Raw genomic sequence first — 23,404 nt, 5'->3', positions numbered from 1 at the left:
CCCCTTGCCGGTCACCGGTCATAAAGGATGCGCCAGTAGTGACCACACGCGCCCGACGGGGGGCCGCCGCGGTAGTCGAACGCGATCCGGACGCACGCGTCGGGTCACCGGGGTTTTTCTCGCTCTCGGCCCTATGGCGGGTATGGAAACCAGACCGCTGGGCGACACCGGCCAGGAGAGCACGGTCCTCACCTTCGGCGCTATCGCGCTCGACTTCCTCGACCAGGACGCGGCCGACGAGATGACCGAGCGAGTCCTCGACCGCGGGGTCAACCACGTCGACGTGGCGCCACAGTACGGCACCGCCGAGGTCAAGCTCGCACCGACGCTCGCCGACCGCCGCGAGGAGGTCTTTCTCGGCTGCAAGACGCTCGAACGGAGCTACGAGGGCGCCTGGGAGAAGCTGGAGGCGTCGCTCGACCGCCTCGGCGTCGACCACATCGACCTCTACCAGTTCCACGCCGTCACCGAGTCGTCGGAGGTCGACGCGATCACCGCCGACGACGGCGCGCTGAAGGCCTACCGCGAGGCCCAGGAAGAGGGCATCATCGACCACATCGGGCTGACGAGCCACGGCAGCCCCGCGGTGATCCGCGAGGCCGTCGACCGCATCCCGGACCTGGAGACGGCGATGTTCCCAGTCAACGCCACCGTCGCCGCCCACGACGACGACGCCCACGCGTTCCCGGCGCTCGCGCGCGAACTCTCCGAGCAGGGGATGGGCGTGCTGGCGATCAAGACGTTCGCGAAGCAGCCCTGGCCCGACAACTTGGCCGAGGACGAACGCCCGTACAACACCTGGTACGAGCCGTACGACGACCCCGCGGAACTCCGGCGCTCGCTCCGCTTCACGCTCGCTCAAGACGGCGTGACGACCCTGACTAACGCCGGCGACCCGCGCCTCGTCGACGACATCCTCGACGCCGCGGCCGACTTCGAGCCGATGGACGACGAGGAACAGGACGCGATGGTCGAGCAACGACGCTCCGAGGAGTCGCCCGTGCCGACGGTCGACATCTGATCGGGACCCCGGTGGCTGACTGCGGTGAGTCGCCAGGTTCCCCGGACTTCGGTCCGGACGGTTCCGGTTCGTTCCGTTTCGTTGTCCTTTCCTGCACGTTCACGTTCCAGAACGGGCGATTTTGTCCGGAATCGCCGACTCCGGATCGCGAGGTATTTCATTCGCCATCGATATTCCTCGGTTATGGACCGACGTCGTTTCCTGACGGCCGCGGGTGCGGGTGTGGCCGGACTGATGGCCGGGTGTAGCGCCGAATCGACCGACGACGGCTCGACCGATACCGGGAGCGGGTCGACCGACACGCCAGCGAGCGGGGGGACCGCCACGGAGACCGACGGGACCGCGACCGCCGACGGAACGGTGGCCGGGACGGCTTCCGGCGGGACGCCGCTGTTGCGCGTGGGCACCTACCCGTCGTTCGTCGACGCGCCGAGTTCGAGCCCGGGGGCGTGGCTCAAGGAGCGCTTCGAGTCGGAGTTCGACGCCGAGTTGCAGTGGTTCGCGCCCGAGAGCAGCATGGACTACTTCCTCCAGCGGCGCCAGCAGGGCGTCAGCATCGACACCGACCTGTTCCTCGGGCTGGCGCCGGAGAACCTCGTCAGGGCCGACCGCGCGGTCGGCGACGGCGATTCGCTGTTCACCAGCGTCGACACCGCCGACCTCTCGAACGCCGGCGCAATCGTCGATGACTACCGCTTCGACCCCCAGGAACGCGCCATCCCCGTCGGCGCCTCCTACATCAGCCTCGTCTACAACCAGAACACCCTCGACGAGCGGAGCGTCGAGGCGCCCACCACGTTCGACGACCTGGCGAGCGCCCCCTACGAGAACGGGCTGCTCGTGCCGAACCCCCAGAACAGCGAGACGGGCCTGGAGTTCATGTTCTGGACCATCGACCAGTTCGGCGAGGACGGCTATCTCGACTACTGGAGCGACCTGATGGGCAACGGGACGCGCATCCTGCAGGACTGGGGGACGGCCTACGACGCCTACTCGAACGACGAGGCGCCGATGGTCGTCTCCTTCTCGACCGACCAGGTGTACGCCAACCGCTACGACCAGGACATGGCTCGCCACCAGGTCGGGTTCCTGAACGATTCGGGCTACGCGTACCTGGAGGGCGCCGCGCCGTTCGCGGGCACCGACAAGCTGGGACTGGCGACGGAGTTCATCGACTTCGTCCTGCGGCCGGAGGTCCAGGCCGAGATCGCCCAGCGCAACGTCGCGCTCCCGGCGGTCGACAACGCGGAACTCCCCGACGAGTACTACGACTTCGTGTACGAGCCCGAGGAGATCGTCAGCTTCGGGTACGACGAGCTCATGGGCAACGTCGAGCCGTGGCTCAGCGACTGGTCCCGACAGATCGCGACGCAGTAGATGCCCGCCAGGCAGGTCGCCGAACGGCTGAGCGCCCCCGCCCTCGCAGTCGTGACGCTCGCGCTGCTGGCGCTGATGTTCTTCTACCCGGTCGGGACCGTCCTCGTCGAGGCGGTCCGCGTTGACGGCGCCTACTCGCTTGCGACCGTCGTCGAGGTGTTGCGCGACCCGTTCTACTTCGGCGTGTTCGCCCAGGCGCTCGACGACCCGGCGGTCGTCGTCCGGTCGTTCCCGGACTACCGGCTCGGCCTCTTCGGGTTCACCGCCTACCAGGCGTTGCTATCGACGATCGCCGCCATCGCGCTGGGGCTGCCCGGCGCGTACGTCCTCGCCCGCTTCGAGTTCCCCGGCCGCCGGACGATCCGGTCGCTGACGGCCCTGCCGTTCGTGATGCCGACGATCCTCGTCGCGATCGGGTTCGTCGCCACGTTCGGGGCGAGCGGCGTCGTCACCGGGGCGCTGCAGTCGCTGGGCCTGCAAGTGTCGAGTTTCACCGGCACGCTCGGGATCATCGTCCTCGCTCACGCCTTCTACGACGCGCCGCTGATCGCGCGGATCACCGCCGCCTCGTGGGAAGGCATCGACGCGGAGATGACCGAGACCGCACGCTCGCTGGGGGCGTCGCCGCTGCGGGCGTTTCGGGACGTGGTGATCCCGCAGTTGCTCCCCGCGATCCTGACCGGTGCCTTGCTCACGTTCATCTTCTCGTTCATGTCGTTCGCCATCGTTCTCGCGCTGGGGGGGCTCTCGCTGGCGACGGTCGAGGTGTGGGTGTACCACCGTATCAGCCAGCTCGACTACGGGACCGCGTCGACGCTCGCGACGATGGAGATGCTGTTCTCGCTGGCGCTCACCTACGCCTACCTGCGATACGAGGCGCGCCAGCGAGCGGCGGGCGCCGCGCGCCCGCCCGACCGGATCGACCTGCTGGGCCCGGCGACGAAACGGCGGCTGTTCGCCTGGGGCTACGCCGTCGTCGCCCTCGTCGTGTTCGTCCTCCCCATCGTCAGCCTGATCGTCAGCAGCGTCACCGGTCCCGAGGGGTTCACGCTCCGCAACTACCGCTTCCTGGTCGAGCGACAGGCCAGCGCCTACGCATTCCAGGTCAAACCGCTGACGGCCGTCACGAACTCCCTGCTATTCGGCGCGGGGACGCTCCTCCTGGCCGTGCCGATGGGGGTGTTCCTGGCCATCGTCAGCACCCGACAGTTCAGCGGTCGCAAACTGATCGACACGCTCTCGATGGCGCCGTTCGCGGTCAGCGGCGTCGTCGTCGGGCTCGGCCTGTTGCGCGGGTTCGTCTTCGGCACGGAGGCGTTCGGCTACCGCTTCACCGTCACGGGCGCGCTCGCTATCGTCGCCGCCCACGCCGTCGGCGCCTACCCGTTCGTCACGCGCAACGTCGCGCCGGCGCTCGCCGGCATCGACGACTCGATCGTCGAGTCGGCGCGCTCGCTCGGCGCCTCGCGCGCTCGCGTCATGCGCGACATCGAACTCCCGCTCGTGGTTCCCGCGGTCCTCGCGGGGACGGCCTTCGCCTTCGCCATCAGTATCGGCGAGTTCGATTCGACGGTTATACTGGCCACCGGCGACGGAAGCTACACCATGCCAGTGGCGATCGAGCGGTTCATCGGCCGACGGCTCGGCCCCGCGACTGCGATGGGCGTGGTCCTGCTGGTCGTGACGAGCGTGAGCTTCGTGATCATCGACAGGCTCGGCGAGGGGAGTGGGTTCGGTGGCTGACCTGGAACTGGCGGGCGTCCGCAAGGCCTTCGCCGACACCGTCGCGCTCGACGGCGTCACCCTCGACATCGCGGAGGGGGAGTTCTTCACGCTCGTCGGCCCCTCCGGCTGTGGCAAGACCACGACCCTCCGAACCATCGCCGGGCTCGAATCGCCCACCGAAGGCACCGTTCGCTTCGGCGGCGCGGACGTGGCCGGCGTCCCGACCGAGGAGCGGGACGTGGGCATCGTCTTCCAGAACTACGCGCTGTTCCCGCACATGAGCGTCCGCGAGAACGTCGCCTACGGCCTGAAGTTCGCCGACCCGCCCGACGGCCAGTCCGTCGACGAGCGCGTGACCGACCTGCTCGATCTGGTCGACCTCTCGGGGATGGGCGACCGCGAGCCCGACCAGCTCTCGGGCGGCCAGCAACAGCGGGTCGCGCTGGCTCGCGCGCTCGCGCCGGCCCCGGACGTGTTGCTGCTCGACGAGCCCATGTCCGCGCTGGACGCCCGCCTGCGCGAGACGCTGCGCCGGCAGGTCAAACGCATCCAGACCGAACTCGGCGTCACCACCGTCTACGTCACCCACGACCAGGCGGAGGCGCTGGCCATCTCCGACCGCCTGGCCGTGATGAGCGACGGGGCCGTCGAGCAGGTCGGGACGCCCCGAGAGGTGTACGAGCGCCCCGCGACGGAGTTCGTCGCTTCGTTCGTCGGCGAGAACAACCTCTTCCGTGGCGAGGTCGTCGGCCGCGACGGCGACGGGACCGCGGTGTCGGTCGACGGGACGGAGTTCCGGATCGACGACGGGAGCGGAGACCGACCCGGTGGCGCTAACGACCGCCTGACCTTCTGCGTCCGCCCGGAGGACCTGCGCGTCGGCGCCGACGCGAACCGCTTCGAGGTCGCGGTCGACACCGCGGAGTTCCTCGGTGAGACCACCCGCTACTACGCCGAGTGGGGCGACCGGACCGTCGTCTTCCGGACGCCCGACGCTCACGACGGCGACGCGCTGTCGCTCGGGTTCGACCCCGGAGACGCGCGGGTGCTGTGAGCGGTTCGGGGACGGTCGGGGCCGTCCGATCGGCGGGAGACCGAGGGAATTAACCGCCGAATCGCCGTGTGAACGGGTATGATAACGCTCGCTTCGGACTTCCCGAGCCCGTACCCCGCAGCGATGCGGGGCGTGATCTGCTCGCGCTCGGACGCTCGGATCGAGGACGTGGCCCACGACTTCCCCCGGCAGGACGTTCGGGCGGCAGCGTTCTGGCTGCGCGAGGTGCTGCCCTATTTCCCGCCCGCAACGCACTGCGTCGTCGTCGACCCCGGCGTCGGGACCGACCGGAGCGCGGTCGTCGTCGAGGCCGGCGACCACGAGATAATCGCCCCCGACAACGGCGTCGCGATCCCCGTCGCGCGCGAACTCGCGAGCGAAGGCGACGCGGGGGCCGAATCCGGCGATGGCCCCGGCACCGACGACTTCGACGTGTGGGAGATCGACTACGACGACGCGGCGACGGCGAGCAACACGTTCCACGGCCGGGACGTGTTCGCGCCGGCGGCCGCGGACGTACACGACGAGGGCGGCCCGGCCGCCCTCGACCGCTGTCACCGGACCGGCGACTGGGTCGACCTGAGGTTCCCGGAGCCGGACGTCGTCGCGAAGGGTGCCCGCGGCGAGGTGCTCGTCGTCGACGGGTTCGGCAACGTCATCACGAACATCCCCGGCGACTCCGTCGGAGACTCCGACGGCGTCCGGGTCGACGACGAGCTGATCCCGTTCCGCGACGCGTACGCGGCCCGCGACCCCGGCGACAGGCTCGTCACCGTCGGCAGCCACGGCAACGTCGAACTCGCCGTCAACAGGGGTCGCGGCGACGAGGCGTTCGGCCTGTCGGTCGGCGACAGTCTGTTGCTGGAGTGGTAGCCGGCGCCGCCGCTCTTGATACCGAATCAGCGGTGGCCGTCCGCTACGCCGCGAACGGCGACGCCCGCCCCGAGGCGGGCTTCATACGGATTGCTCTCCGTCATTTCCGTATCGACCGACCGAACGTGGGCGGTCGTCGCGGGAACCAGTGAGAGCGATCCGTATCAGTCGACGAACTCGCGGAGGTTCGACAGGCTCTCCGGGCCGAGTCCGGCGACCGCCAGCAGCGCGTCGTCCGCCGCGCCGCGCACGTCGCTCTCGGTGACGTAGCCGGCGGTGCGGAGTTTCCCGGCGGTCTTCGGGCCGATACCGGCGACCTCCTCGAAGGGAACCTTCGGGTCGGTGTCGGTACCGCTCTCGCCGGATTCGGCGTCGTCCGGATCGTCGTCGCCGCCGCCCGGGTCGGCGAGCAGGTCCAGCGCCTCGCGGAGCGCGTCGGCCTTGTGTTTCGCCTTGCGGCCCTCCTCGCGCTCGTAGGCGGCGAGGCGCTCGCGGAGGCGGGCGTACTGGCCGGCGTCGCTCGGCGGTTCGGCGCCCGGACGCGGGCGGTAGCGCGTCCCGAGTTCGGCGTCGAAGCCATCGCGGCGCACGAGCGTCGTGCCCCCGGATTCGTCGCGCAGGAGCACCACCTGCGCGTCGGTGTAGATCACCTGCCGTCGCTCGGCGGTGCGCTGGTCTTCGAGGACGAGTCCGATCTGCGTGCCGATCCTGTTGGTTCTCGACGGATCGAAAGTTGGGTCTGCCATGGTCGGGTTCGAAGCCGTGCCTGGTTGTTTCTCGACGGCACGTACCCCGTACGATCACCACGCTCTCGGGCGGTTTGGGCCTGTCGGTCCCCGCACCGCCGGCGGCGTGCCGAGCGGGTCAGAGCAGCGACGCGAGGTGTTCCGGGTAGACGGTCACGTCGTCGAGCGCGTCGACCGCAGTCCAGACAGCTCTGTAGGTCTCGTCGGTCTCCGGCTCTCGCCCCTCGAACTCGTCGCGCTCGTAGGGCCACGACTCCGCGAGCGTCACGTCGTAGAGAAACCAGATCTCGTGGCCCCGCTGGCCGTCGAAGGTGAACGTGTTCTCCAGGGTCTCCAGCAGGTCGGCCTCGACGACCTCAACGTCGAGTTCTTCCCCGAACTCCCGGACCAGCGCCTCGTCGCTCGACTCGCCGAACTCGATCGCACCGCCGATCGGACGATAGAACGTCTCGGCCTCGCTCTCGTCGGACAGTCGACTGAGGAGCACCTCGTCCCCGCGTCGGGGAACGCCGACCGCCACCGGCCGAATGTCGCGCCAGCTCATGGGCCGTCCGCTACAGGTGTCGGCCCGATAATCGTTACGAGCGCGGACCGGCGGACGGTCAGACTTGCGAACGCTGTTTTCGATGTCATACAACGTATACTCGCGACAGTCGGACGACCGACGACACGTATATTCGGCCGAGGGGCCTACGGGCGGGCGTGACTCGGCGCGTCCGGCTGGGAAGCGGGATCGAGGTGACGTTCGCCGGTGGCGAGCGGTTCGTCGCGGACGGGAGCGGCGACGCCGACGCGACGCTGGTGAGCCACGCTCACGGCGACCACTACGCGAGCGATTCGGCGGTCGTCGCCTCGGAGCTGACGGCGGCGCTGCTCGACGCGCGACGTGACGGCGCCGCCCCGGCCGCGGTCGACCACCCCGCGGTCGAGCTGTTCCCGGCGGGCCACGTGGCCGGGTCGCGGGCGATGCGGCTCACCGACCCCGATACCGGGCGACAGTACCTCTACACCGGCGATTGCTCGACGCGCGACCGGTTCCACCTCGACGGCTTCGACCCCGTCGACGCCGACGTGCTGATCCTGGAGACGACCTACGGGAAACCCGAGTACCGCTTCCCCTCGACCGAGGCGACGGTCGGGAGAGTTCAGTCGTGGCTCGCGGCGACGACGGACAGGCCGGTCCTCCTGTTCGGCTACGCGCTGGGACGTGCCCAGAAGCTCCAGCGGATCCTCGCGGAGTCGCCGCGCGACCGCGTGTTCGTCACGGACGCCGTCGCCGACGTGAGCGACGTGATCGAGCGCCACCGCGACGTGACGTTCCCAGGTGAGCGCTACGGCGACGACGTGGACCTGGGGCCCGGCGACGCGCTCGTCTGCTCGGGGTCGCCGCGGAGCCCGTGGGTCGAGTCGCTGGTCGAGTCGACCGGGGCCGTGACGGCCGGCTTTTCGGGGTGGGCCGTCGACGACTCGTTCGTCTACCGCCGCGGGTTCGACGAGGGGTTCGTCCTCACCGACCACTGCGACTACGACGAACTCCTCGCCCTCGTCGCCGCCGTCGACCCCGAGCAGGTGTACACCCAGCACGGCTTCGCCGACGCGTTCGCGACCAGCGTCACGTCTGAACTGGGCATCCCCGCGCAGTCACTCAAGAAGGGGCAGGCCACACTCAGTGACTTCTGAGCGTGATACTGGTTCCCACGCCACGACAACGCTCTTGACGGGGCCGGCCGATCTGCCAGACACGGCGATGGAGATCAGACACTTCTGCTGACCGGTCGCTGACCACGAATGCGTCGCGTCCAGCGGTCGGACGCGAGAGCGCCAGCAGGACCCGCCGCGTCTGGGGCACCCTCGTGGCGCTGTGACCGGTTCCTTCTGACCCCCGATAGCCCGGCGGCCGTCCGGCGATCGGACGGTCGTCGGACGGTATCGCGCGCAGACCGACACCATCCACAGAACCATCTACACACATGAGACGACGAACGGGATCGACGGCGGTCGTCGCGGGGCGAGCGGCCGACCGACCGGTCGACACCGACGAGATACGAGCGCTGACTGAGGCCGCCGGCTACGAGGTCCGCGGTGCGGTGACCCAGGCCCGCGCGGCGGACCCGGGGACGTACTTCGGCCGCGGGAAAGTCGCCGACCTCTCGACGCGAGTCGCGGAGACGGACGCGGACCTGGTCGCCGTCGACAACGAGCTGACGCCCCGGCAGACGGCCGCGCTCCGGGACGCGCTCCCCGAGGAGACCGCGGTCTTCGACCGCTACCGGCTCGTGCTCGCGGTCTTCGCCGACCGGGCGAGCGCGCGGCGGGCGCAGCTCCAGACCGAACTCGCGCGACTGCGGTACGACCTCCCGCGGCTGAAGGAGCGCTCGGACGTGCAGGGACTGAACAGGAGCGTCGAGAAGGGGACGCCGCTCAACGGGGTCAAAAACCGGATCACAGACCTCGAACGCAAGCTCGACGACCTCCCACATCCGGCCGAGCAGCACCGCGCCGAGCGCCGCGAGCAGGGGTTCGACCTGGTGACCCTCGCCGGCTACACCAACGCCGGGAAGTCGACGCTGTTGCACCGGCTGGCCGACGACCTGACGCTCGACGGCACCGGCGGGAGCGGCGGCCCCGGGCCCCACGGGCGCGACGCCCACCCCGACGCGGCGACCGAGACGGCGGCGGTGCGCGACCGCCTGTTCGAAACGCTGGAGACGACGACCCGGCGGGCGACGATCGACGGTCGGCGGGTGCTCTGTACGGACACCGTGGGGTTCGTCGCCGACCTACCCCACGGGCTGGTCGAGTCGTTCAGCGAGACGCTGTCGGACGCCGCGGCGGCCGACGCGGTCGTGCTCGTCGCCGACGCGAGCGACTCGCCACCGGAGTTGCGCGAGAAGGTCGCGGTCGCGCTCGACGTGCTGGACGGGCAGGGCGTCGACGAGTCGGCGGTCGTCACGGCGCTGAACAAGACCGACCTGCTCGACGACGACGCGCTGGCCGAGCGCCGCGAGGCGGTCGCCGACCTCGCTCCGGATCCGGTGCCGGTCAGCGTCCGCGCGGGGACGAACTTCGACCGCCTCCGCGCGGCGGTCACCGAGCGGCTCCCCACCGAACGCGCCGAGTTGCGGCTCCCCAACTGTGACGAGGCGATGGGTCTCGTCTCGCGGGCGTACGACCGCGCCGCGGTCGAGTCCGTCGAGTACGGCGCCGAGACGGTTTCGCTGTCGGTCCGCGGGCGGCCGTCGGTCGTCGAACAGTTACGGGCGGACGCTCACGCGCTCGGCGAGTGATCTCCGAGGGAGGCCGCCGCTATGCGGGCCTCGCCCGCAACGAGAAGGTGAGCGGGATCGGGTCGTCGGGGAGCCGCCAGCGACCGGCGTCGTCTCGGACCATCCGGTCCCACCGGCGCCAGTAGTCGAAGGGGTGCTCCCGGAGGAACTCGACCCGCAGTCCGGCCGCGGCCAGCGCCGTGACCACGTCGCTCAGCCGGTGATGCGTCAGGAAGTGGCGCTCGTCGGCGCCGAAGTCCGACTCGGTCCGCTCGCGCGGCCCCGTCTCGAAGTACGAGCGAGCGGGGTCGAGGTCGCCGTCGAACGAGTGAACGAGCGGGTGCCCTTCGAAGAGGTAGAAGACGCCGTCGTCGGCGAGCGAGCGGGCGACCGCGTCGGCCCAGCCGTCCAGATCCGGGAGCCAGCCGAGCACGCCGCGGGCGGTGTACACCACGTCGAACTCGCGGTCGAGCGCGTCCGCGACGTCGTAGACGTTGCACTGGACGAAGTCCGCGTCGAGCCCCGACTCGGCGGCCAGTTCGCGCGCGACTCGCAGGCTCTCGCCGGAGATGTCGACGCCGACGGCGTCGGCGCCTTCCCGCGCCCACGAGAGGGTTTCGAGGCCGTTGTTGCACTGGAGGTGCAGCAGCGACCGGCCGGACACCTCCCCCACCGCCTCGCGCTCGTGGTCGAACAGCGTCGACTCGCCCGCCCGGAACGCCGCCAGCGGGTAGCTCCCGTGGTCCATCTTCTGAGGCGTCGAACGGTCCCAGTAGCGGCGGTTCGCCGCGAACACGGTCTCCGGGTCCTCGGCCATGCCGGTGAGAGACCGCGGTGGGGCTTATTATCGAGGGTCGGTGACCGGACGACCGGGGACGGCCAGTTCGGTGGCGACGGCCGAGGCCAGGACGGACGGGCGAGAGAGCGGCGGACGGCTGGCCGACGGTGGACTCAGAAGTATCGATTCCACGCCGCGAGACCGAGAACGGCGAGGGCCACTCCGAGACCGACGGCGAACGACAGCGCGAGCGCCCCACCGACCGACCCTTCGCGGAGATATCCCACGACGGCGCCCAACACAGCGGCAGCGACCACGTACGAACCCGTCTGCAGAGTCCCACTGCGTGAGTCCCCGGCCATGCGAACAGTGGTTATCCCGACGCTGTAATACTGTGGGACAGGGACGCTGCCCGCGCTTCGGTTCGAACACGTCGCGTCCGAGGTGCCAACGCTCATGCGGTTGGCGGACCGATCGAGGGTATGAACGGTCGTCCCGCTCGAGTCGCGGCGGTCCTCGCAGTGGCGCTGCTGGCGACTCTCGGCGGCTGCGCGGGGCTGTCGACGGGCGAGGGGCCGGGTACCGGGCCGACGGCCGCGGCGCCGGACGCGGCGAACGGGACGGCGGCGACGGTGGTCGACGTGGTCGACGGGGACACTATCGACGTGCGCTACGCGAACGGCTCGACCGACACGGTGCGGCTGCTGGGCGTCGACACGCCCGAAGTTCACGCCGACAACGACCCGACGGAGTACGAGGGGGTAGCGGACGACGAGGCGGGCGCCGGGTGTCTCGAATCGGCCGGCGAGAACGCAAGCGCGTTCGCCGAGCGATGGCTGGCCGACGAACGGGTGACGCTGGTCACCGACCCGGCGGCCGACCGCCGGGACCGCTACGACCGGCTGCTGGCGTACGTTCACGTCAACGCGAGCGGGGCGGACGGGTCCCAGGCATCTGACACCGCGACCGCGACGAACGGCACGGACTTCACCTACCGGCTGCTCGCGACCGGGCACGCTCGGGTCTACGACAGCACGTTCCAGCGGTCCGAGCGATACTACGCCGCGGAGGCCGACGCCCAGGCGGCCCGCCGTGGGCTCTGGCGCTGTCGGGACCCGAGCGCGACCGTGGCGGGCGGTGGCGGGACCGACGGCGGCGACTCGGGCGACACCGACGGGCCGGTCGTCACCTCGGCCGCGGGGTTGACCGTCGAGCGGGTCCACGCCGACGCGGCGGGCAACGACCACGAGAACCGCAACGACGAGTACGTGGTCTTCGGCAACGACGGCGAGGGGCGGCTGGAACTGGGCGGCTGGACGGTCAGCGACGAGGCCGACCACACCTACGCGTTCCCGGCGGGGTTCGCGCTCGGTCCGGGCGAGACGGTGACGCTCCGTACCGGTTCGGGCACCGACAGCGACGACACGCTCTACTGGGGCAGCGATTCGGCGGTCTGGAACAACGGCGGCGACACGGTGGTCGTCACTCGCGACGGCGAGACGGTCCTGCGATACGCGTACTGAGCGGGGCTGGGACGAACGCCGCCGATAGGACCGGACTGCTGTCGCCCGGACGACCGAAACGGTGACTGCACACGGGCGGAAAGAACGAGTATGCGCGCAGTCGTCCTCGCCGAGCACGGCGAACCGCTCGAACTCCGCGACGTGCCCGAACCCGAGCCCGACCCCGACGGCGTCGTCGTCGAGACGGAGGCCTGCGGGATCTGCCGGAGCGACTGGCACGCCTGGCAGGGCCACGGCGACTGGGTCGACGACCGCGTCCCGACGGGGCAGGTCCTGGGCCACGAGCCCGTGGGAACCGTTCGCGAAGTCGGTGCCGACGTGGAGACCGTCGCGGTCGGCGACCGCGTGGTCGTCCCGTTCAGCCTCGCCGACGGGACGTGTCCGGCCTGCCGAGCGGGACGGCAGAACTACTGCGAGGGCGCGACCGCGCTGGGGTTCGGACCCGCCGCGCCGGGGGCGTTCGCCGAGCGCTTCCACGTCCCCGCGGCGGACGTGAACGCCGTCCACCTCCCCGAGGGCGTCTCGGCGGTCGCCGCGGCGAGCATGGGCTGTCGGTTCGTCACCGCTTTCGAGGCGCTGGACGTGACCGCCGACGTGGGCGGCGGCGATGTGGTGGCCGTCGTCGGCTGCGGCGGCGTTGGCCTCTCCGCGGTCCAGATCGCCGCCGCGCTCGGGGCCACGCCCGTCGCCGTCGACGTGCGCGAGGCACCGCTGGAACTGGCCGCCGACATCGGTGCCGCGGCGACGCTGAACGCCGAGGCCGTCGACGCCCCCGAGCGCGTCCGCGAGCGCTTCGGCGGTGCGGACCTGTCGATGGACGCGCTCGGATCCGCCGAGACCTTCCGGACGGCTCTCGACTCGCTGGGGAGCGGCGGCACGCACGTCCAGGTCGGACTGACCGGCGAGGCCGACCGCGGCGAGGTGGCGCTACCGGTCGACCGCCTCGTGCAGGACGACCTGACGGTCGCCGGCTCCCGTGGCATGCCCCCACGCCGATACGACGACATCTTCGCGATGGTCGCCGCCGGGCAGGTCGACCCCGGGGCCCTGGTGACCGACCGCGTCGCGCTCCGCGAGGTGCCCGACCGGCTGGCGGCGATGAGCGACTTCGATACCGTCGGCGTCGAAGTGGTCACCGCGTTCTGAGTCGCGCATCCGGTCGCGCGACGGCGCGCCGGCGCCGCTGTCCCCCGAACCCGGCAACTACCCGATCCGTACCGTCGCGTAACCGGCGAGCGCCAGGCCCGTTTCCGGCGCCGAGCCGGTACGTATTGTCAGCGAAATACCGCTTCCCTTATACGGTTTAGTCCGCTCCTCCCCACGACGACGACCGCGGGGCGGGGCGCCTCGCGGCCCTTCACATATCATGACACGGCAACTATTTTCCGGAACGGGAGAAATCGAGACCGAGCCGGGTGGACGCGTGCGGCCGGACGGGGTGAGTCACGACGGATGAGTACGAAGCGCCACCTCGACGAGGACCGGGGTCGGGTGCTCGGGCTTGACAACGGGGTCGACGCGCTCCGGGAGAGCGCGGAGTTCCGCGGACCGATCGAGCCGCTGGACGGGCACGACCACGCCAACGACCACTTCGCGCTCGTCTACGACGACCGCGCGGAGCGACTCGCGGCCACGGTCCCGTTCCTTCGGCAGGGCCTCGACGCCGGCGAGAAGTGCCTCTACGTCGGCGACGAGCGGTCGCTGGAGACGGTCGTCGACCTGCTCCGCGACCGCGGTGTCGACGTCGACGGCGCGGTCGAATCGGGCTCGCTCGTCTTCGCGAGCGTCCAGGACACGTATCTCCGGGACGGTTCGTTCGATCCGGAGTCGATGATGGAGGTCTACGGGACCGAGATCGAGGCCGCCACGGCGGAGTTCGAAGCGCTCCGGGTGGTCGCCGAGACGGGCTGGATCGTCGAGAACGGCGTCCCGATCGAGGCGTTCATGGAGTACGAGAGCCGGATCAACGAGCTGTTCGACGGCGCCGACGCGATCGCGCTCTGTCAGTACGACCGCGAGCGGTTCCCCGCCGAGGAACTGATCGAGATCGTCCGCGTCCACCCGCACCTCATCTACGACACGACGGTCTGTCACAACGTCTACTACACGCCGCCCGCGGAGTTCTGCGGCCCGGACCGGCCCGAGCGCGAACTCGACCGGATGCTGGGGACGCTTCGCGAGCGTGCGCAAGCGAAGGCGTCGCTGCACGGGCAGACGGAGGCGCTCCGCAGCCACCACGCCCTCGCCTCGCGATCGGATCTGTCTTTCGACGAGAAGCTCGGCCGGTTTCTGGAGCTCGGTTGCGAGTACCTCCGCCTCGATATCGGCTTCCTCTCGCACACCGCGAACGGGCGGTTCGAACTGGTCGACGCGGTCGGCGACCACGAGCTGATCCAGCCCGGATTGACCGCGAATCCGATGGAAACCTACTGCCGACGAGTCCTGGAGAGCGACGGCCTCGTCGCGGTCGACGACGCCCCGACTGCTGGCTGGACGGACGATCGAGCCTACGAGATCTACGACCTCGACAGCTACGTCGGGACGACGGTGACCGTCGGCGACGAGCGATACGGGACGCTCTGTTTCGCCGCCCGCGAGGCGCGCGACCGGTCGTTCTCCGAAGCCGAGCGGACGTTCCTGGAGCTGACCGCCCAGTGGATCGGCTACGAGCTAGAGCGCGAACAGTGCCAGGCGCAACTGGCCGCGCTCAACGAGATGAGTCGCGACCTGATGGACGCCGAGGGCGAGTCCGCGATCGCCGAGGCGACCGTCGCCCACGCCGGGGGGACGCTCGCGCTGCCGCTGACGGCGGTCGTCCAGTACGACCGGGCGGCGGGCGGCCTTGAGACGGCCGCGCGGACCGAGCGGGCGACCGACGAACTCCCGACGGCCGCGCTGAGCGAGACCCCGTCGGGCTCGCTCTGGGAGGCGTTCACGGCGGGCGAGACGCGCGTCGTCGACGGAGACGTGTCGGGCGCGGGCGACGACGTGACCGAGATCGCGGCGGTGCCGCTGGGCTCGCACGGCGTGTTCGTCACCGCGACCGAGGCGAACGGCGGGTTCACCGAGGCGGCGCTGGAGTTCGTCGAGACGACGGCCGCGACCGTCGAGACGGCCTGCGGCCGGGCCGGCCGCGAGCGGCTCCTCGCCGAGCGCGAGCGGACGCTGGAGGAGCAGAACGACTCGCTCGAACGGCTCAACCGCATCAACGACACCATCCGCTCGATCGGGCAGTCGCTCGTGGGCGCGTCGACCCGCGGCGAGATCGAGACGGTGGTCTGCGAGCAGCTGGCCGACGTGGGGCCCTACGAGCTGGCGTGGGTCGGCGACCACGACCCGGTCACCGACGAGGTCACGCCCCGCGAGTGGGCCGGCGCGGAGAAGGGCTACCTCGACGCGACGACGGTGACGGCCGACGAGCGGACGACCGGTCGCGGCCCCGCGGGACGGGCCGTGCGGACCCGCGAGACCCGGGTCGTCGACAACATCGTCGAGGACCCCGACTTCGAGCCGTGGCGCCAGGCGGCGCTGACCCGGGGCTACCACGCCTCGATCGCCCTGCCGCTCGTCTACGACGACGCACTCTACGGCGTGCTCAACGTCTACGCCAACCAGCCCGGCGTGTTCGACGAGCTGGAGCGGTCGGTGCTGGCCGAGCTGGCCGACACCATCGCCTACGCCATCAACGCCGTCGAGAGCAAGCGCTCGCTGGTCAGCGACGAGGTGACCGAGCTGGAGTTCGCCGTCGGCGACGACGACCTGGGCGTCGTCGAACTCGCGTGCGAGACGGGCTGTGACCTCACGCTGGAGGGGATCGTCCCGACTCCGGACGGGCGACCGAGGGCCTACGCGTCGACGCGGGGCGTCCCGGCCGAGGAGCTCCGCGCGGCCGCGGTCGACCTGGAGACGAGCGAGCCGACGCTCGTCTCCGAGTACGAGGACGGCGACGAACCGGTGTGTCTCTTCGAGGCGACGCTCGGCGAGCGGAGCCTCTGCGAGACGGCGCGGCGCCACGGCGGGCGGCCGCGCTCGCTCACCGCCTCGGAGGGCACCGCGACGCTCGTCGTCGAACTCGGCGTCGAGGCCGACGTTCGCGAGTTCGTCGCGGCCTTCGGGGACGCCTACGCGGACACGGAGCTGGTCGCCCAGCGGAGCCGCGAGCGACCGCGCCGGTCGCCCACGGAGCTGCGCGCGACGCTGACGGAGGAGCTCACCGACCGGCAGTTGGAAGTGCTGCAGACGGCGTACTTCGGCGGGTACTTTGCCACGCCGCGAGGACGGACGGGGAGCGAAGTCGCCGAGTCGCTCGGCATCTCCCAGCCCACGTTCAACACGCACGTCCGCGCCGCCCACCGCAAGCTCTGCCGGCAGCTCTTCGAGTCCGGCGGGCCGGATCGCTGAATCGGGTCTCGCTCGGGAGCCGGGTCAGCCCTCGCGCCAGCCCCGGAGACACGCTTCGTCGCAGAACGAGGCGACCGCGAACGACCCGTCTTCGACGTGGCTCCGCGCGGGGTACCACTCCGAGCGCGACAGCCGTGCGCCGCAGTGCGCGCAGCTCTCGAACCCGTTTTCGTCGGCTTGCGAACCCACGACTTACCCGAGGCGTGCGTCCCCGCCGGCCACCGCGTCGAGGGCGACTGTTCCGTCGCCGGACACCGTCACCTCGTATCCGCAGTACTCGAAAGAGACCCGTGTCGCCGCTCGCTCGTCGCCGCTGGTCCGGTAGAACGCGTCGAGCGCTTCGGGGTCGACGGCGTCGTAGAGGGGTGTCGAGAGGTCGAGTACGTCCACACCCACCCGCTCCGCGACCGCGTCGAGGACGGCTTCGCTGGCGGACTGGTCGTCGTCGATCCGGTAGGTAAGCTCGGTTTCGATTGGTGTCTGCATTATCTACTACGTCCAAGGGGACATCTCCCCATAGCCGTTGTACCTCAGTGTGAAGCGTCGCCGCCGACCGGTGGCTATCAGTCTAGACGGCGCCGGATCGCCGCCGCGTCCGCGGGTCGAGCGCCACAAGACCAATGTACGTTCCAGTCGTCCCGGCAACACGAATGGCCCTCTCCGACGTGTTCCTCGCACCGCTCGGGCTCGCCGCCGCTCTGGTCGTCGTCCCCATCGTCCTCCTGTATCTGATCCGTCCGGATCCAGAGCGCGTCGAACTGCCCACGTTCCGTTTCCTCGCCGACGAACAGCGCCAGCGAGCGGTCACACCGCTCCTCGAACGGCTGTCGCGGAGTCTGCTATTGCTGATACAGATCCTCGCCGTCCTCCTGCTCGCGGGATCGCTCGCCGCGCCGTACGTCCCCGTCCAGGAGCGGGCGGTCGTCGAGGAGACGGTGCTGGTCGTCGACACGAGCGCGAGCATGGCGACGACCGACGGCGGCGAGACGCGACTCGACCGCGCGCTCGCAGCGGCCGACGAGGAAGTGACGACCCGGACGTCGGTCGTCACGACCGACGGCGGCGGACAGGTGGCCCTCCGCCGCGGCCCGCCCAGCGCCGCCCGTGACGCGCTCGCCGGTCTCGAAGCGACCGACGCCCCCGGCGACCTGCGGGGTGCCGTCGCGCAGGCGCGTGCGCTCGTCGAGGAAGACGTGCGCGTGGTCGTCCTGAGCGATTTCCAGGGCTCGGAGTGGGCCGACGCCGTCCGGAGCCTTCGCGCCCGGGACGTGAGCGTCAGCCTCCGGCAGTTCGCCGGGGGCGGCGCGGCCAACGTCGGCTTCGTCGACCGCCGGTTCGGCGGCTCCGAGGTGACGTTCTCGGTGCGGAACTTCGGCGCGGAGTCGGCCACGCGGACCGTCTCGCTGGGCGACCGCGAGCGGGAGATAGCGCTGGCCGCCGGCGACGTGACGACGGTGACGTTCCCGGTCCCCGCGGGCGCGAGCGAGGCGCGGCTCTCGCCCGGCGACGACTTCGCGACCGACGACGCCGTGCCCGTCGTCGCCCCCGAGGACCCGACGGTCGACACCCTCGTGTTGACCAACGACCGCAACCGCTACCTGACGACCGCGCTCTCGCTGGTCGACCAGGTCGATCTGACCGTCGACAACCCGCCCACGACCGTCGAAGACGACTACGACGTGATACTCTACAGCAACGTCGACGGCGACTCGCTGCTGCCCGGGAACGTCCAGGCGGGCCGCGATACGGTCGCGAGCGGCGGCGGGGTCGCCGTCCAGGCTCAGCCGGAGATGCCCGACCGGCTGCGCGACCTCCTGCTGGTCGAGCCGGGACCGACCGGCTCCGCGCCGACGGTCCGCCGGACCGCCGAGACGGCCCTCACCGAGGGCATCGACTTCCAGGCACCCGACGAGTACCTGACCGGCTCGCTGCGGTCGGGCGAGACGCTCGTCGAACTGCGCGACGGGACGCCGCTGCTCGCGACCGACCGCCGCGAGTCGGGGCGACTGCTGTACTACGGCTACATCGAGGAGCGGTCGAGCTTCAAGTACAACTACCAGTACCCCGTCTTCTGGAAGCGCGCCGTCTTCCACCTGGCCGGCCGGGAGCCCCTGTCGGCGCTGAACCACGAGACGGGCGACACCGTCCGGTTCGGCGCCGACCGGATCGAGGGACCGTCCGGACGGCTCGCGGGACCGACGGCCACCGTTCGGGAGGTCGGCGTCTATACTGCCGGGGGGACCGCCGAGAGCGCGGCGCTGCTCTCCGAGCGGGAGTCGGCGGTCGACGCCGCGGACCTGGGCGAGCGGTCGGGGCCGGTTGGCAACGTCACGCGCACGGAGACGCGGACCGTTCCCCAGCGGGTCACCGAGTTCGTCGCCCTCGGGGCGCTGCTCGTCGTCCTCCTCGAAGTCGGCTACCTGCGTCGGCGGGGTGAGCTGTGATGGCGGCCGCGCTGTCGGTCGTGTGGGCGGCCGCGTCGACGACCTTTCCCACGGCCCCGCTCCCGCTCGCAGTCTCGTACTCCGTCGACGGCCTGACCGTCGGCGTCGAGCAGCTCTGGCCGCTGGCGGCGCTCCCGGTGGCGCTGGCCCTGCTGGCGTACCTGATCTTTCGCGGCGAGGCGGGCACCCGGTCGGCCTCGCCGCGGAGTCGGCGACTGCTGTTCGCCAGCCGGCTGCTGGTCGTCACGCTGCTGGTCGTCGGCGCGATGGGGCCCTACACCGTCCAGACTCGCGAAACGCCCGGCGAGCCGAGGGTGACGCTGTTGACGGACGAGTCGGCGAGCATGGGGGCGTTCCCGAACGCGACCGACGACCTCGTCGGCGGGATCGAATCGGCGGGGGTGCCGGTGACGACAGCGACCGTCGGGAGCGGCGACGAGTCGCGACTCGGGGACGGCATCGCGGCGAACCTGCGGGAGAACGGCACCGTCGTCGTCGCCTCGGACGGGCAGGTGACCGCCGGTCGCAGCCTCGCGGCCGCCGCAGAGGACGCCCGCAGGCTGAACGCCACCGTCAGCGCCGTCGAACTCTCACCCGAGCGGACCGAACGAGCGGTCGCGGTCGCCGGCCCCTCGACCGCGAGCGTCGGCCTCCCGACCGAGTTCGTCGTCTCGCTCTCGGGCGTCGAGGCCGACGATTCGGTCCCGGTCACCGTCGAGATCGACGGCGAGGCGGTCCGGACCGGACAGCTGGCCGCCGGGGAGTCGCTCGCGGTCAACCACAGCTTCGAGGCGGTCGGCGACCATCGCGTGACCGCCAGGGTCGACGGGGAAGACGTCTACCAGCGCAACGACGTCTTCTACCACGACGTGCGCGTCGTCGAGAAGCCGCGGCTGTTGTACGTCGCGCAGGGGGAGTATCCCCTGCGCGGCTATCTCGGGTCGCTGTACAACGTGACCAACGCCTCGTCGGTGCCCGGCGACCTCGACGAGTACGCGGCGGTCGTGGTCCAGGACACGCCCGCCGGCCAGCTGGGCAACGTCAGCGCCCTGCAGGAGCACGTCATCGACGGTGGCGGCCTCGTGACGGTCGGCGGCGACAACGCCTACCAGCAGGGCAACTACGGCGAGTCGCCCATCGCTGCGATGCTCCCGGTACGGATGGGCAACGCGACCGGCGGCCGGACGAACATCGCCATGCTCGTCGACATCTCGGGCAGCGCCGAGGAAGGACTTTCGACGCAGAAGGGCATCGCGCTGGACGTGCTGGACCAGCTGGGCGACCGCAACCAGGTCGGCGTCGTCGCGTTCGGCGGCGAGGCCTACCGGATCGCCGACCGCCAGCCGCTCGAAGACGCCCGGGAGGCGATCGGCGAGCGGGTCCGCCGGCTCCAGACGACCCGCGGCGGCACCGACATCGCCGTCGGCCTGCTGGGCGCGGCGGACATGCTCGGGGACAACCCCGGGACGATCATCCTGCTGTCGGACGGCGCCGACGACGTGGAACGGCCCGCGGCGGTCGCCAGTCAGCTCGGCCGGGAGGGCGTCCGCGTCATCACCGTCGGCGCCGGCGACCGAGTCGACGAGGGCACCCTCCGGCGGATCGCCCGGGAGTCGGGCGGCTCGTACTTCGCCGCCAACGAGACCAGCCGCTTGCGCCTGCTGTTCGGCGGTGCCTCCCGGCAGTTCAGCGGCCAGAACCTGACGATCGTCAGACAGAACACGTTCATCACGTCCGGGGTGACGCTGGCGGCAAACCCCTCACAGGCTAACGACGTGTCGGTCAAAGCGGGCGCGGACTACCAGGTCGCGACCGGCGACGGGACGCCCGCGATCGCCTCCTGGCGGTTCGGCCTCGGTCGCGTCGTCTCGCTGACTGCCTACGGCGAGGACGGCGGCCTCGACGGCCTGCTCGACCGGCCGGACTCGCTGGTCGTCACGAAGTCGGTCAACTACGCCATCGGCGACCCGGCGCGCAGCCAGACGGGCGTGACCGACGTGAGCGACGCCCGCGTCGGGAGTCGGGCGTCGCTCACCTACCGCGGTGACGAGCGCCCGACCGTCGACAACGTCACCTTCCGGCAGGTCGCCGAACGGACCTTCCGCGGGGAGTTCACACCCCGCGAGGCCGGCTATCACGAGGTGCTCGACGCGACCTACGCCGCCAACTATCCCGTGGAGTACGCCCGCCTGGGCGTCGATCCGGACCTCGAACGGCTGGTCGACGTGACCGGCGGGCGGGAGTTCGGTCCGGACGAGGGCGCCCGGATCGCGGAGCTGGCTCGCGAGCAGTCGACGCGCGTCCGTTCGGTGCGCGACGCCTGGGGCTGGGTCGCGCTACTCGGTGCGCTGGTCGTCTTCTCAACCGAAGTGATCGTCCGGCGCGTTCAAGTGTATCGCGGTCGCACCTCACTCACGAGTGGTCTCCCGTGAGCGCAATCGGCCGACCGATCAGTCTGGGCCTGGTCGCACTCGTCGTGCTCACCGCCGGCGGCGCGGCGGGCGCGACCGTCCTCTACCAGGACTCGGCCCAGGAACTCCGGTCCCAGAACGACGCCCTCCGCACCGAGAGAGCCCAGCTGACCGACCGGCTCAACGAGACCCGGACCGAGCTGCGGGCGACGCGCCAGCGGCTCAACGAGACGCGGGCGCAGCTGAACACCCGGACCGAAGACGTCGACCAGGTCGCCGGGACGCTCAACCGGACCGAGCGCCAGCTCAACACCACGGAGGCCCAGCTCGCGCAGACGCGCAGGGAGCTCGCGAGCGCCAACGAGAACATCTCCCGGCTGGAGGGTGAACTGACCGAGCTCGAAGAGCGCCGCGACGAGCTACAGACGCAAGTCTCGGACCTTCAGGACCAGCGCGACGAACTGGAGTCGACCGTCTCCGACCTGCGGGGCCGGATCGACACTCTGGAAGCGGACCTGTCCGACGCCGAGGACCGCATCGACGAGCTGGAGGTGGCGCTCGACGAGCGCGACGAGCGCGTCGCCGCCCTCGAATCTGACGTGAGCAGCCTCCGTAACGACCTCGACCGGAAGAACCGCACTATCACCGATCTGGAAGACGACGTCGAGCGGCTGGAGATTGTCCTGAGAAACCGAAACGCGACCGTCCGGACGCTCGAAGACAGGCTCGAAGACAGGAACGCTACGGTCCGGAACCTGGAGTCCGACCTCGACGAGCTCTGCTCGGACCCGGCGAACCGGAACAAGACGACCTGCCAGGAGTACGGATGACCGACGACGCCGACTCTCGCGAGCGGATGAGGTGGGCGATCGGCGAGATCCGCCGCGAGGCCTGGAAAGCGGCCGTCACTGCCGCGGTCGTCGAGGCGGTGGCCGTCTTCCTCGGCGTCAATCTCGTCCTCGCGGCGCTTTCGCCCTCGTGGGTCCCGGACCGACTCCGCGTTCCGGCGAGCGTGACCGACCCCGTCGGCTCGGCGCTCGGCCGCGACCTCGGGGCGGTCGCCGTCCCGGGGTCGGCGACGGCGGCGGCCGCGGTCGGCGCGCTCGCGCTGGCGGTGGCGGTCTGGCTGCGACTGCGCGAGCCGCTCGTCGAGCGGTTCGAGGGCGTCAACCCGTCGGTCGCCGAGAAGCTGCGGACCGCCCGGGACGCCGCCGAGGCGGACGCCGACTCGCGGATGGCCCGGCGGCTCTACGGCGAAGTGCTGGCCGACCTGCGCGAGAGCTCGGCGGTCGGCCTGCTGAACGTCGGCCGGCTCGGCGCGGTTGCGGTCGTGATCGCCGCGCTGAGCCTCGCGACGGTGCAGGTGGCGGTCGTCGACCTGGCGCTGTTCGACCGGCCCCAGCCCGAGACGAACGGGTCGGCGGACGAACCGACGAACTACACCGGGCTGCTCGACGGCGACCGCGTCCTCGGCGACCGCGAGGAGGTGTCGACCGGTGACGACAACCAGACGGCCGAGATCGAGTCCTCCGGCGGCGGCCGCGACGTCGAGGAAGACCGCACCTTCCCCGACCGCGATTCGAGCGGCGCAGGCGGCGGGAGTGCCGGCGGCGTCGACAGCCAACAGGCGGAGTTCGCCGCCCCCGAACAGGTCGAGGACGCCGACCTCGTCCGCGAGTACAACCGGCGCATCCGCGACGGCGGGGACGGTGGGATCGACGGCGCCGACAGCAGCGGAGACGGCGACGGCAGCGACGACGGCGGATAGCGGTCGACGCGAACCTC

The 23,404-nt window shown here is 70.9% G+C and carries 20 protein-coding genes; 14 read left to right on the top strand and 6 right to left on the bottom strand.

What is annotated here, in order from left to right; all coding sequences use genetic code 11:
• Positions 1-142 precede the first annotated feature (142 nt).
• The 5 genes from C475_RS15220 to C475_RS15200 all read left to right on the top strand — a co-directional run bounded on the left by C475_RS15220 (position 143) and on the right by C475_RS15200 (position 6,050).
• Positions 143-1,021 (top strand): aldo/keto reductase, encoded by an 879-nt coding sequence (locus tag C475_RS15220; RefSeq protein ID WP_006884745.1) that lies wholly within the window; start codon positions 143-145, stop codon positions 1,019-1,021.
• Positions 1,022-1,204: 183 nt separating this feature from the next.
• On the top strand, positions 1,205-2,398 hold the full coding sequence (locus C475_RS15215; RefSeq protein WP_006884744.1) for a thiamine ABC transporter substrate-binding protein: 1,194 nt from the start codon (positions 1,205-1,207) through the stop codon (positions 2,396-2,398).
• Complete coding sequence (locus C475_RS15210) at positions 2,399-4,141, top strand: ABC transporter permease (RefSeq protein ID WP_006884743.1); 1,743 nt, start codon at positions 2,399-2,401, stop codon at positions 4,139-4,141. It abuts the gene before it with no gap.
• A complete protein-coding gene (locus tag C475_RS15205) occupies positions 4,134-5,177 on the top strand; it encodes an ABC transporter ATP-binding protein (protein WP_049930708.1) in 1,044 nt (347 codons plus the stop codon). Before C475_RS15210 ends, C475_RS15205 begins: the two co-directional genes overlap by 8 nt.
• Before the next feature lie 78 nt (positions 5,178-5,255).
• Positions 5,256-6,050, top strand: coding sequence for an SAM hydrolase/SAM-dependent halogenase family protein (locus C475_RS15200; RefSeq protein ID WP_006884741.1), 795 nt, complete (start codon positions 5,256-5,258; stop codon positions 6,048-6,050).
• Positions 6,051-6,214: 164 nt separating this feature from the next.
• Here C475_RS15200 and C475_RS15195 read toward each other — a convergent pair whose 3' ends face one another.
• Entirely contained in the window at positions 6,215-6,796 is a 582-nt protein-coding gene (locus C475_RS15195; protein WP_006884740.1) for a helix-hairpin-helix domain-containing protein, read from the bottom strand.
• Positions 6,797-6,914: 118 nt separating this feature from the next.
• Positions 6,915-7,340 carry an NUDIX hydrolase gene (locus tag C475_RS15190; protein ID WP_006884739.1) on the bottom strand — a complete coding sequence of 142 codons (426 nt, stop codon included), beginning with the start codon at positions 7,338-7,340 and terminating at the stop codon, positions 6,915-6,917.
• Positions 7,341-7,498: 158 nt separating this feature from the next.
• Between C475_RS15190 and C475_RS15185 the strand changes: the two genes are divergently transcribed.
• Both C475_RS15185 and hflX read left to right on the top strand, forming a co-directional pair.
• The gene (locus C475_RS15185) at positions 7,499-8,476 is read left to right on the top strand and encodes an MBL fold metallo-hydrolase (protein WP_006884738.1); all 978 of its coding nucleotides are present in this window, start codon (positions 7,499-7,501) and stop codon (positions 8,474-8,476) included.
• A gap of 290 nt (positions 8,477-8,766) precedes the next feature.
• Positions 8,767-10,083: a GTPase HflX gene (hflX, locus tag C475_RS15180; protein WP_006884737.1), complete on the top strand. Its 1,317-nt coding sequence runs from the start codon at positions 8,767-8,769 to the stop codon at positions 10,081-10,083.
• Positions 10,084-10,102: 19 nt separating this feature from the next.
• Here hflX and C475_RS15175 read toward each other — a convergent pair whose 3' ends face one another.
• Both C475_RS15175 and C475_RS15170 read right to left on the bottom strand, forming a co-directional pair.
• Entirely contained in the window at positions 10,103-10,879 is a 777-nt protein-coding gene (locus C475_RS15175) for a class I SAM-dependent methyltransferase (RefSeq protein ID WP_006884736.1), read from the bottom strand.
• Between the two features lie 134 nt (positions 10,880-11,013).
• Positions 11,014-11,298 (bottom strand): hypothetical protein, encoded by a 285-nt coding sequence (locus C475_RS15170; protein WP_049930706.1) that lies wholly within the window; start codon positions 11,296-11,298, stop codon positions 11,014-11,016.
• Between the two features lie 24 nt (positions 11,299-11,322).
• On the opposite strand from C475_RS15170, the gene C475_RS15165 reads away from it, so the two are divergent.
• From C475_RS15165 to C475_RS15155, 3 genes are all read left to right on the top strand, one after another.
• Complete coding sequence (locus C475_RS15165; protein WP_006884735.1) at positions 11,323-12,363, top strand: lamin tail domain-containing protein; 1,041 nt, start codon at positions 11,323-11,325, stop codon at positions 12,361-12,363.
• A gap of 90 nt (positions 12,364-12,453) precedes the next feature.
• On the top strand, positions 12,454-13,509 hold the full coding sequence (locus C475_RS15160; RefSeq protein WP_006884734.1) for an alcohol dehydrogenase catalytic domain-containing protein: 1,056 nt from the start codon (positions 12,454-12,456) through the stop codon (positions 13,507-13,509).
• 306 nt (positions 13,510-13,815) lie between these two features.
• Positions 13,816-16,764, top strand: a complete 2,949-nt coding sequence (locus C475_RS15155) for an MEDS domain-containing protein (protein WP_006884733.1) — start codon at positions 13,816-13,818, stop codon at positions 16,762-16,764.
• A gap of 24 nt (positions 16,765-16,788) precedes the next feature.
• On the opposite strand, the gene C475_RS23940 is transcribed toward C475_RS15155, so the two are convergent.
• Together C475_RS23940 and C475_RS15150 are read right to left on the bottom strand one after the other, a co-directional pair.
• Positions 16,789-16,953 carry a DUF7576 family protein gene (locus C475_RS23940; protein ID WP_161625203.1) on the bottom strand — a complete coding sequence of 55 codons (165 nt, stop codon included), beginning with the start codon at positions 16,951-16,953 and terminating at the stop codon, positions 16,789-16,791.
• 3 nt (positions 16,954-16,956) lie between these two features.
• On the bottom strand, positions 16,957-17,250 hold the full coding sequence (locus tag C475_RS15150; RefSeq protein WP_006884732.1) for a HalOD1 output domain-containing protein: 294 nt from the start codon (positions 17,248-17,250) through the stop codon (positions 16,957-16,959).
• Between the two features lie 164 nt (positions 17,251-17,414).
• Between C475_RS15150 and C475_RS15145 the strand changes: the two genes are divergently transcribed.
• Genes C475_RS15145 through C475_RS15130 form a run of 4 tightly spaced genes read left to right on the top strand, consistent with a single transcriptional unit; the run spans position 17,415 to position 23,387 of the window.
• Positions 17,415-19,208: a DUF7408 domain-containing protein gene (locus C475_RS15145; RefSeq protein ID WP_006884731.1), complete on the top strand. Its 1,794-nt coding sequence runs from the start codon at positions 17,415-17,417 to the stop codon at positions 19,206-19,208.
• Positions 19,208-21,640, top strand: a complete 2,433-nt coding sequence (locus C475_RS15140) for a VWA domain-containing protein (protein WP_006884730.1) — start codon at positions 19,208-19,210, stop codon at positions 21,638-21,640. Before C475_RS15145 ends, C475_RS15140 begins: the two co-directional genes overlap by 1 nt.
• Positions 21,637-22,449 carry a hypothetical protein gene (locus C475_RS15135; RefSeq protein WP_006884729.1) on the top strand — a complete coding sequence of 271 codons (813 nt, stop codon included), beginning with the start codon at positions 21,637-21,639 and terminating at the stop codon, positions 22,447-22,449. The genes C475_RS15140 and C475_RS15135 overlap by 4 nt, the downstream gene beginning before the upstream one ends.
• Positions 22,446-23,387 carry a DUF7502 family protein gene (locus C475_RS15130; RefSeq protein WP_006884728.1) on the top strand — a complete coding sequence of 314 codons (942 nt, stop codon included), beginning with the start codon at positions 22,446-22,448 and terminating at the stop codon, positions 23,385-23,387. Before C475_RS15135 ends, C475_RS15130 begins: the two co-directional genes overlap by 4 nt.
• Positions 23,388-23,404 lie beyond the last annotated feature (17 nt).

The organism is Halosimplex carlsbadense 2-9-1 (genome assembly GCF_000337455.1).
GTDB classification, from domain to species: Archaea; Halobacteriota; Halobacteria; order Halobacteriales; family Haloarculaceae; genus Halosimplex; species Halosimplex carlsbadense.
Note: the sequence above shows the minus strand (reverse complement) of the source record. Positions and strands in the feature narration are given on the sequence as shown.

Excerpts from the sequence above, each read along its gene's own strand:
- C475_RS15220 (WP_006884745.1), top strand. The coding sequence starts at position 143 with ATGGAAACCAGACCGCTGGGCGACACCGGCCAGGAGAGCACGGTCCTC.
- C475_RS15215 (WP_006884744.1), top strand. The coding sequence starts at position 1,205 with ATGGACCGACGTCGTTTCCTGACGGCCGCGGGTGCGGGTGTGGCCGGA.
- C475_RS15210 (WP_006884743.1), top strand. The coding sequence starts at position 2,399 with ATGCCCGCCAGGCAGGTCGCCGAACGGCTGAGCGCCCCCGCCCTCGCA.
- C475_RS15200 (WP_006884741.1), top strand. The coding sequence starts at position 5,256 with ATGATAACGCTCGCTTCGGACTTCCCGAGCCCGTACCCCGCAGCGATG.
- C475_RS15195 (WP_006884740.1), bottom strand. The coding sequence starts at position 6,796 with ATGGCAGACCCAACTTTCGATCCGTCGAGAACCAACAGGATCGGCACG.
- C475_RS15190 (WP_006884739.1), bottom strand. The coding sequence starts at position 7,340 with ATGAGCTGGCGCGACATTCGGCCGGTGGCGGTCGGCGTTCCCCGACGC.
- hflX (WP_006884737.1), top strand. The coding sequence starts at position 8,767 with ATGAGACGACGAACGGGATCGACGGCGGTCGTCGCGGGGCGAGCGGCC.
- C475_RS15175 (WP_006884736.1), bottom strand. The coding sequence starts at position 10,879 with ATGGCCGAGGACCCGGAGACCGTGTTCGCGGCGAACCGCCGCTACTGG.
- C475_RS15170 (WP_049930706.1), bottom strand. The coding sequence starts at position 11,298 with ATGAGCGTTGGCACCTCGGACGCGACGTGTTCGAACCGAAGCGCGGGC.
- C475_RS15165 (WP_006884735.1), top strand. The coding sequence starts at position 11,323 with ATGAACGGTCGTCCCGCTCGAGTCGCGGCGGTCCTCGCAGTGGCGCTG.
- C475_RS15160 (WP_006884734.1), top strand. The coding sequence starts at position 12,454 with ATGCGCGCAGTCGTCCTCGCCGAGCACGGCGAACCGCTCGAACTCCGC.
- C475_RS15155 (WP_006884733.1), top strand. The coding sequence starts at position 13,816 with ATGAGTACGAAGCGCCACCTCGACGAGGACCGGGGTCGGGTGCTCGGG.
- C475_RS15150 (WP_006884732.1), bottom strand. The coding sequence starts at position 17,250 with ATGCAGACACCAATCGAAACCGAGCTTACCTACCGGATCGACGACGAC.
- C475_RS15145 (WP_006884731.1), top strand. The coding sequence starts at position 17,415 with ATGGCCCTCTCCGACGTGTTCCTCGCACCGCTCGGGCTCGCCGCCGCT.
- C475_RS15140 (WP_006884730.1), top strand. The coding sequence starts at position 19,208 with ATGGCGGCCGCGCTGTCGGTCGTGTGGGCGGCCGCGTCGACGACCTTT.
- C475_RS15130 (WP_006884728.1), top strand. The coding sequence starts at position 22,446 with ATGACCGACGACGCCGACTCTCGCGAGCGGATGAGGTGGGCGATCGGC.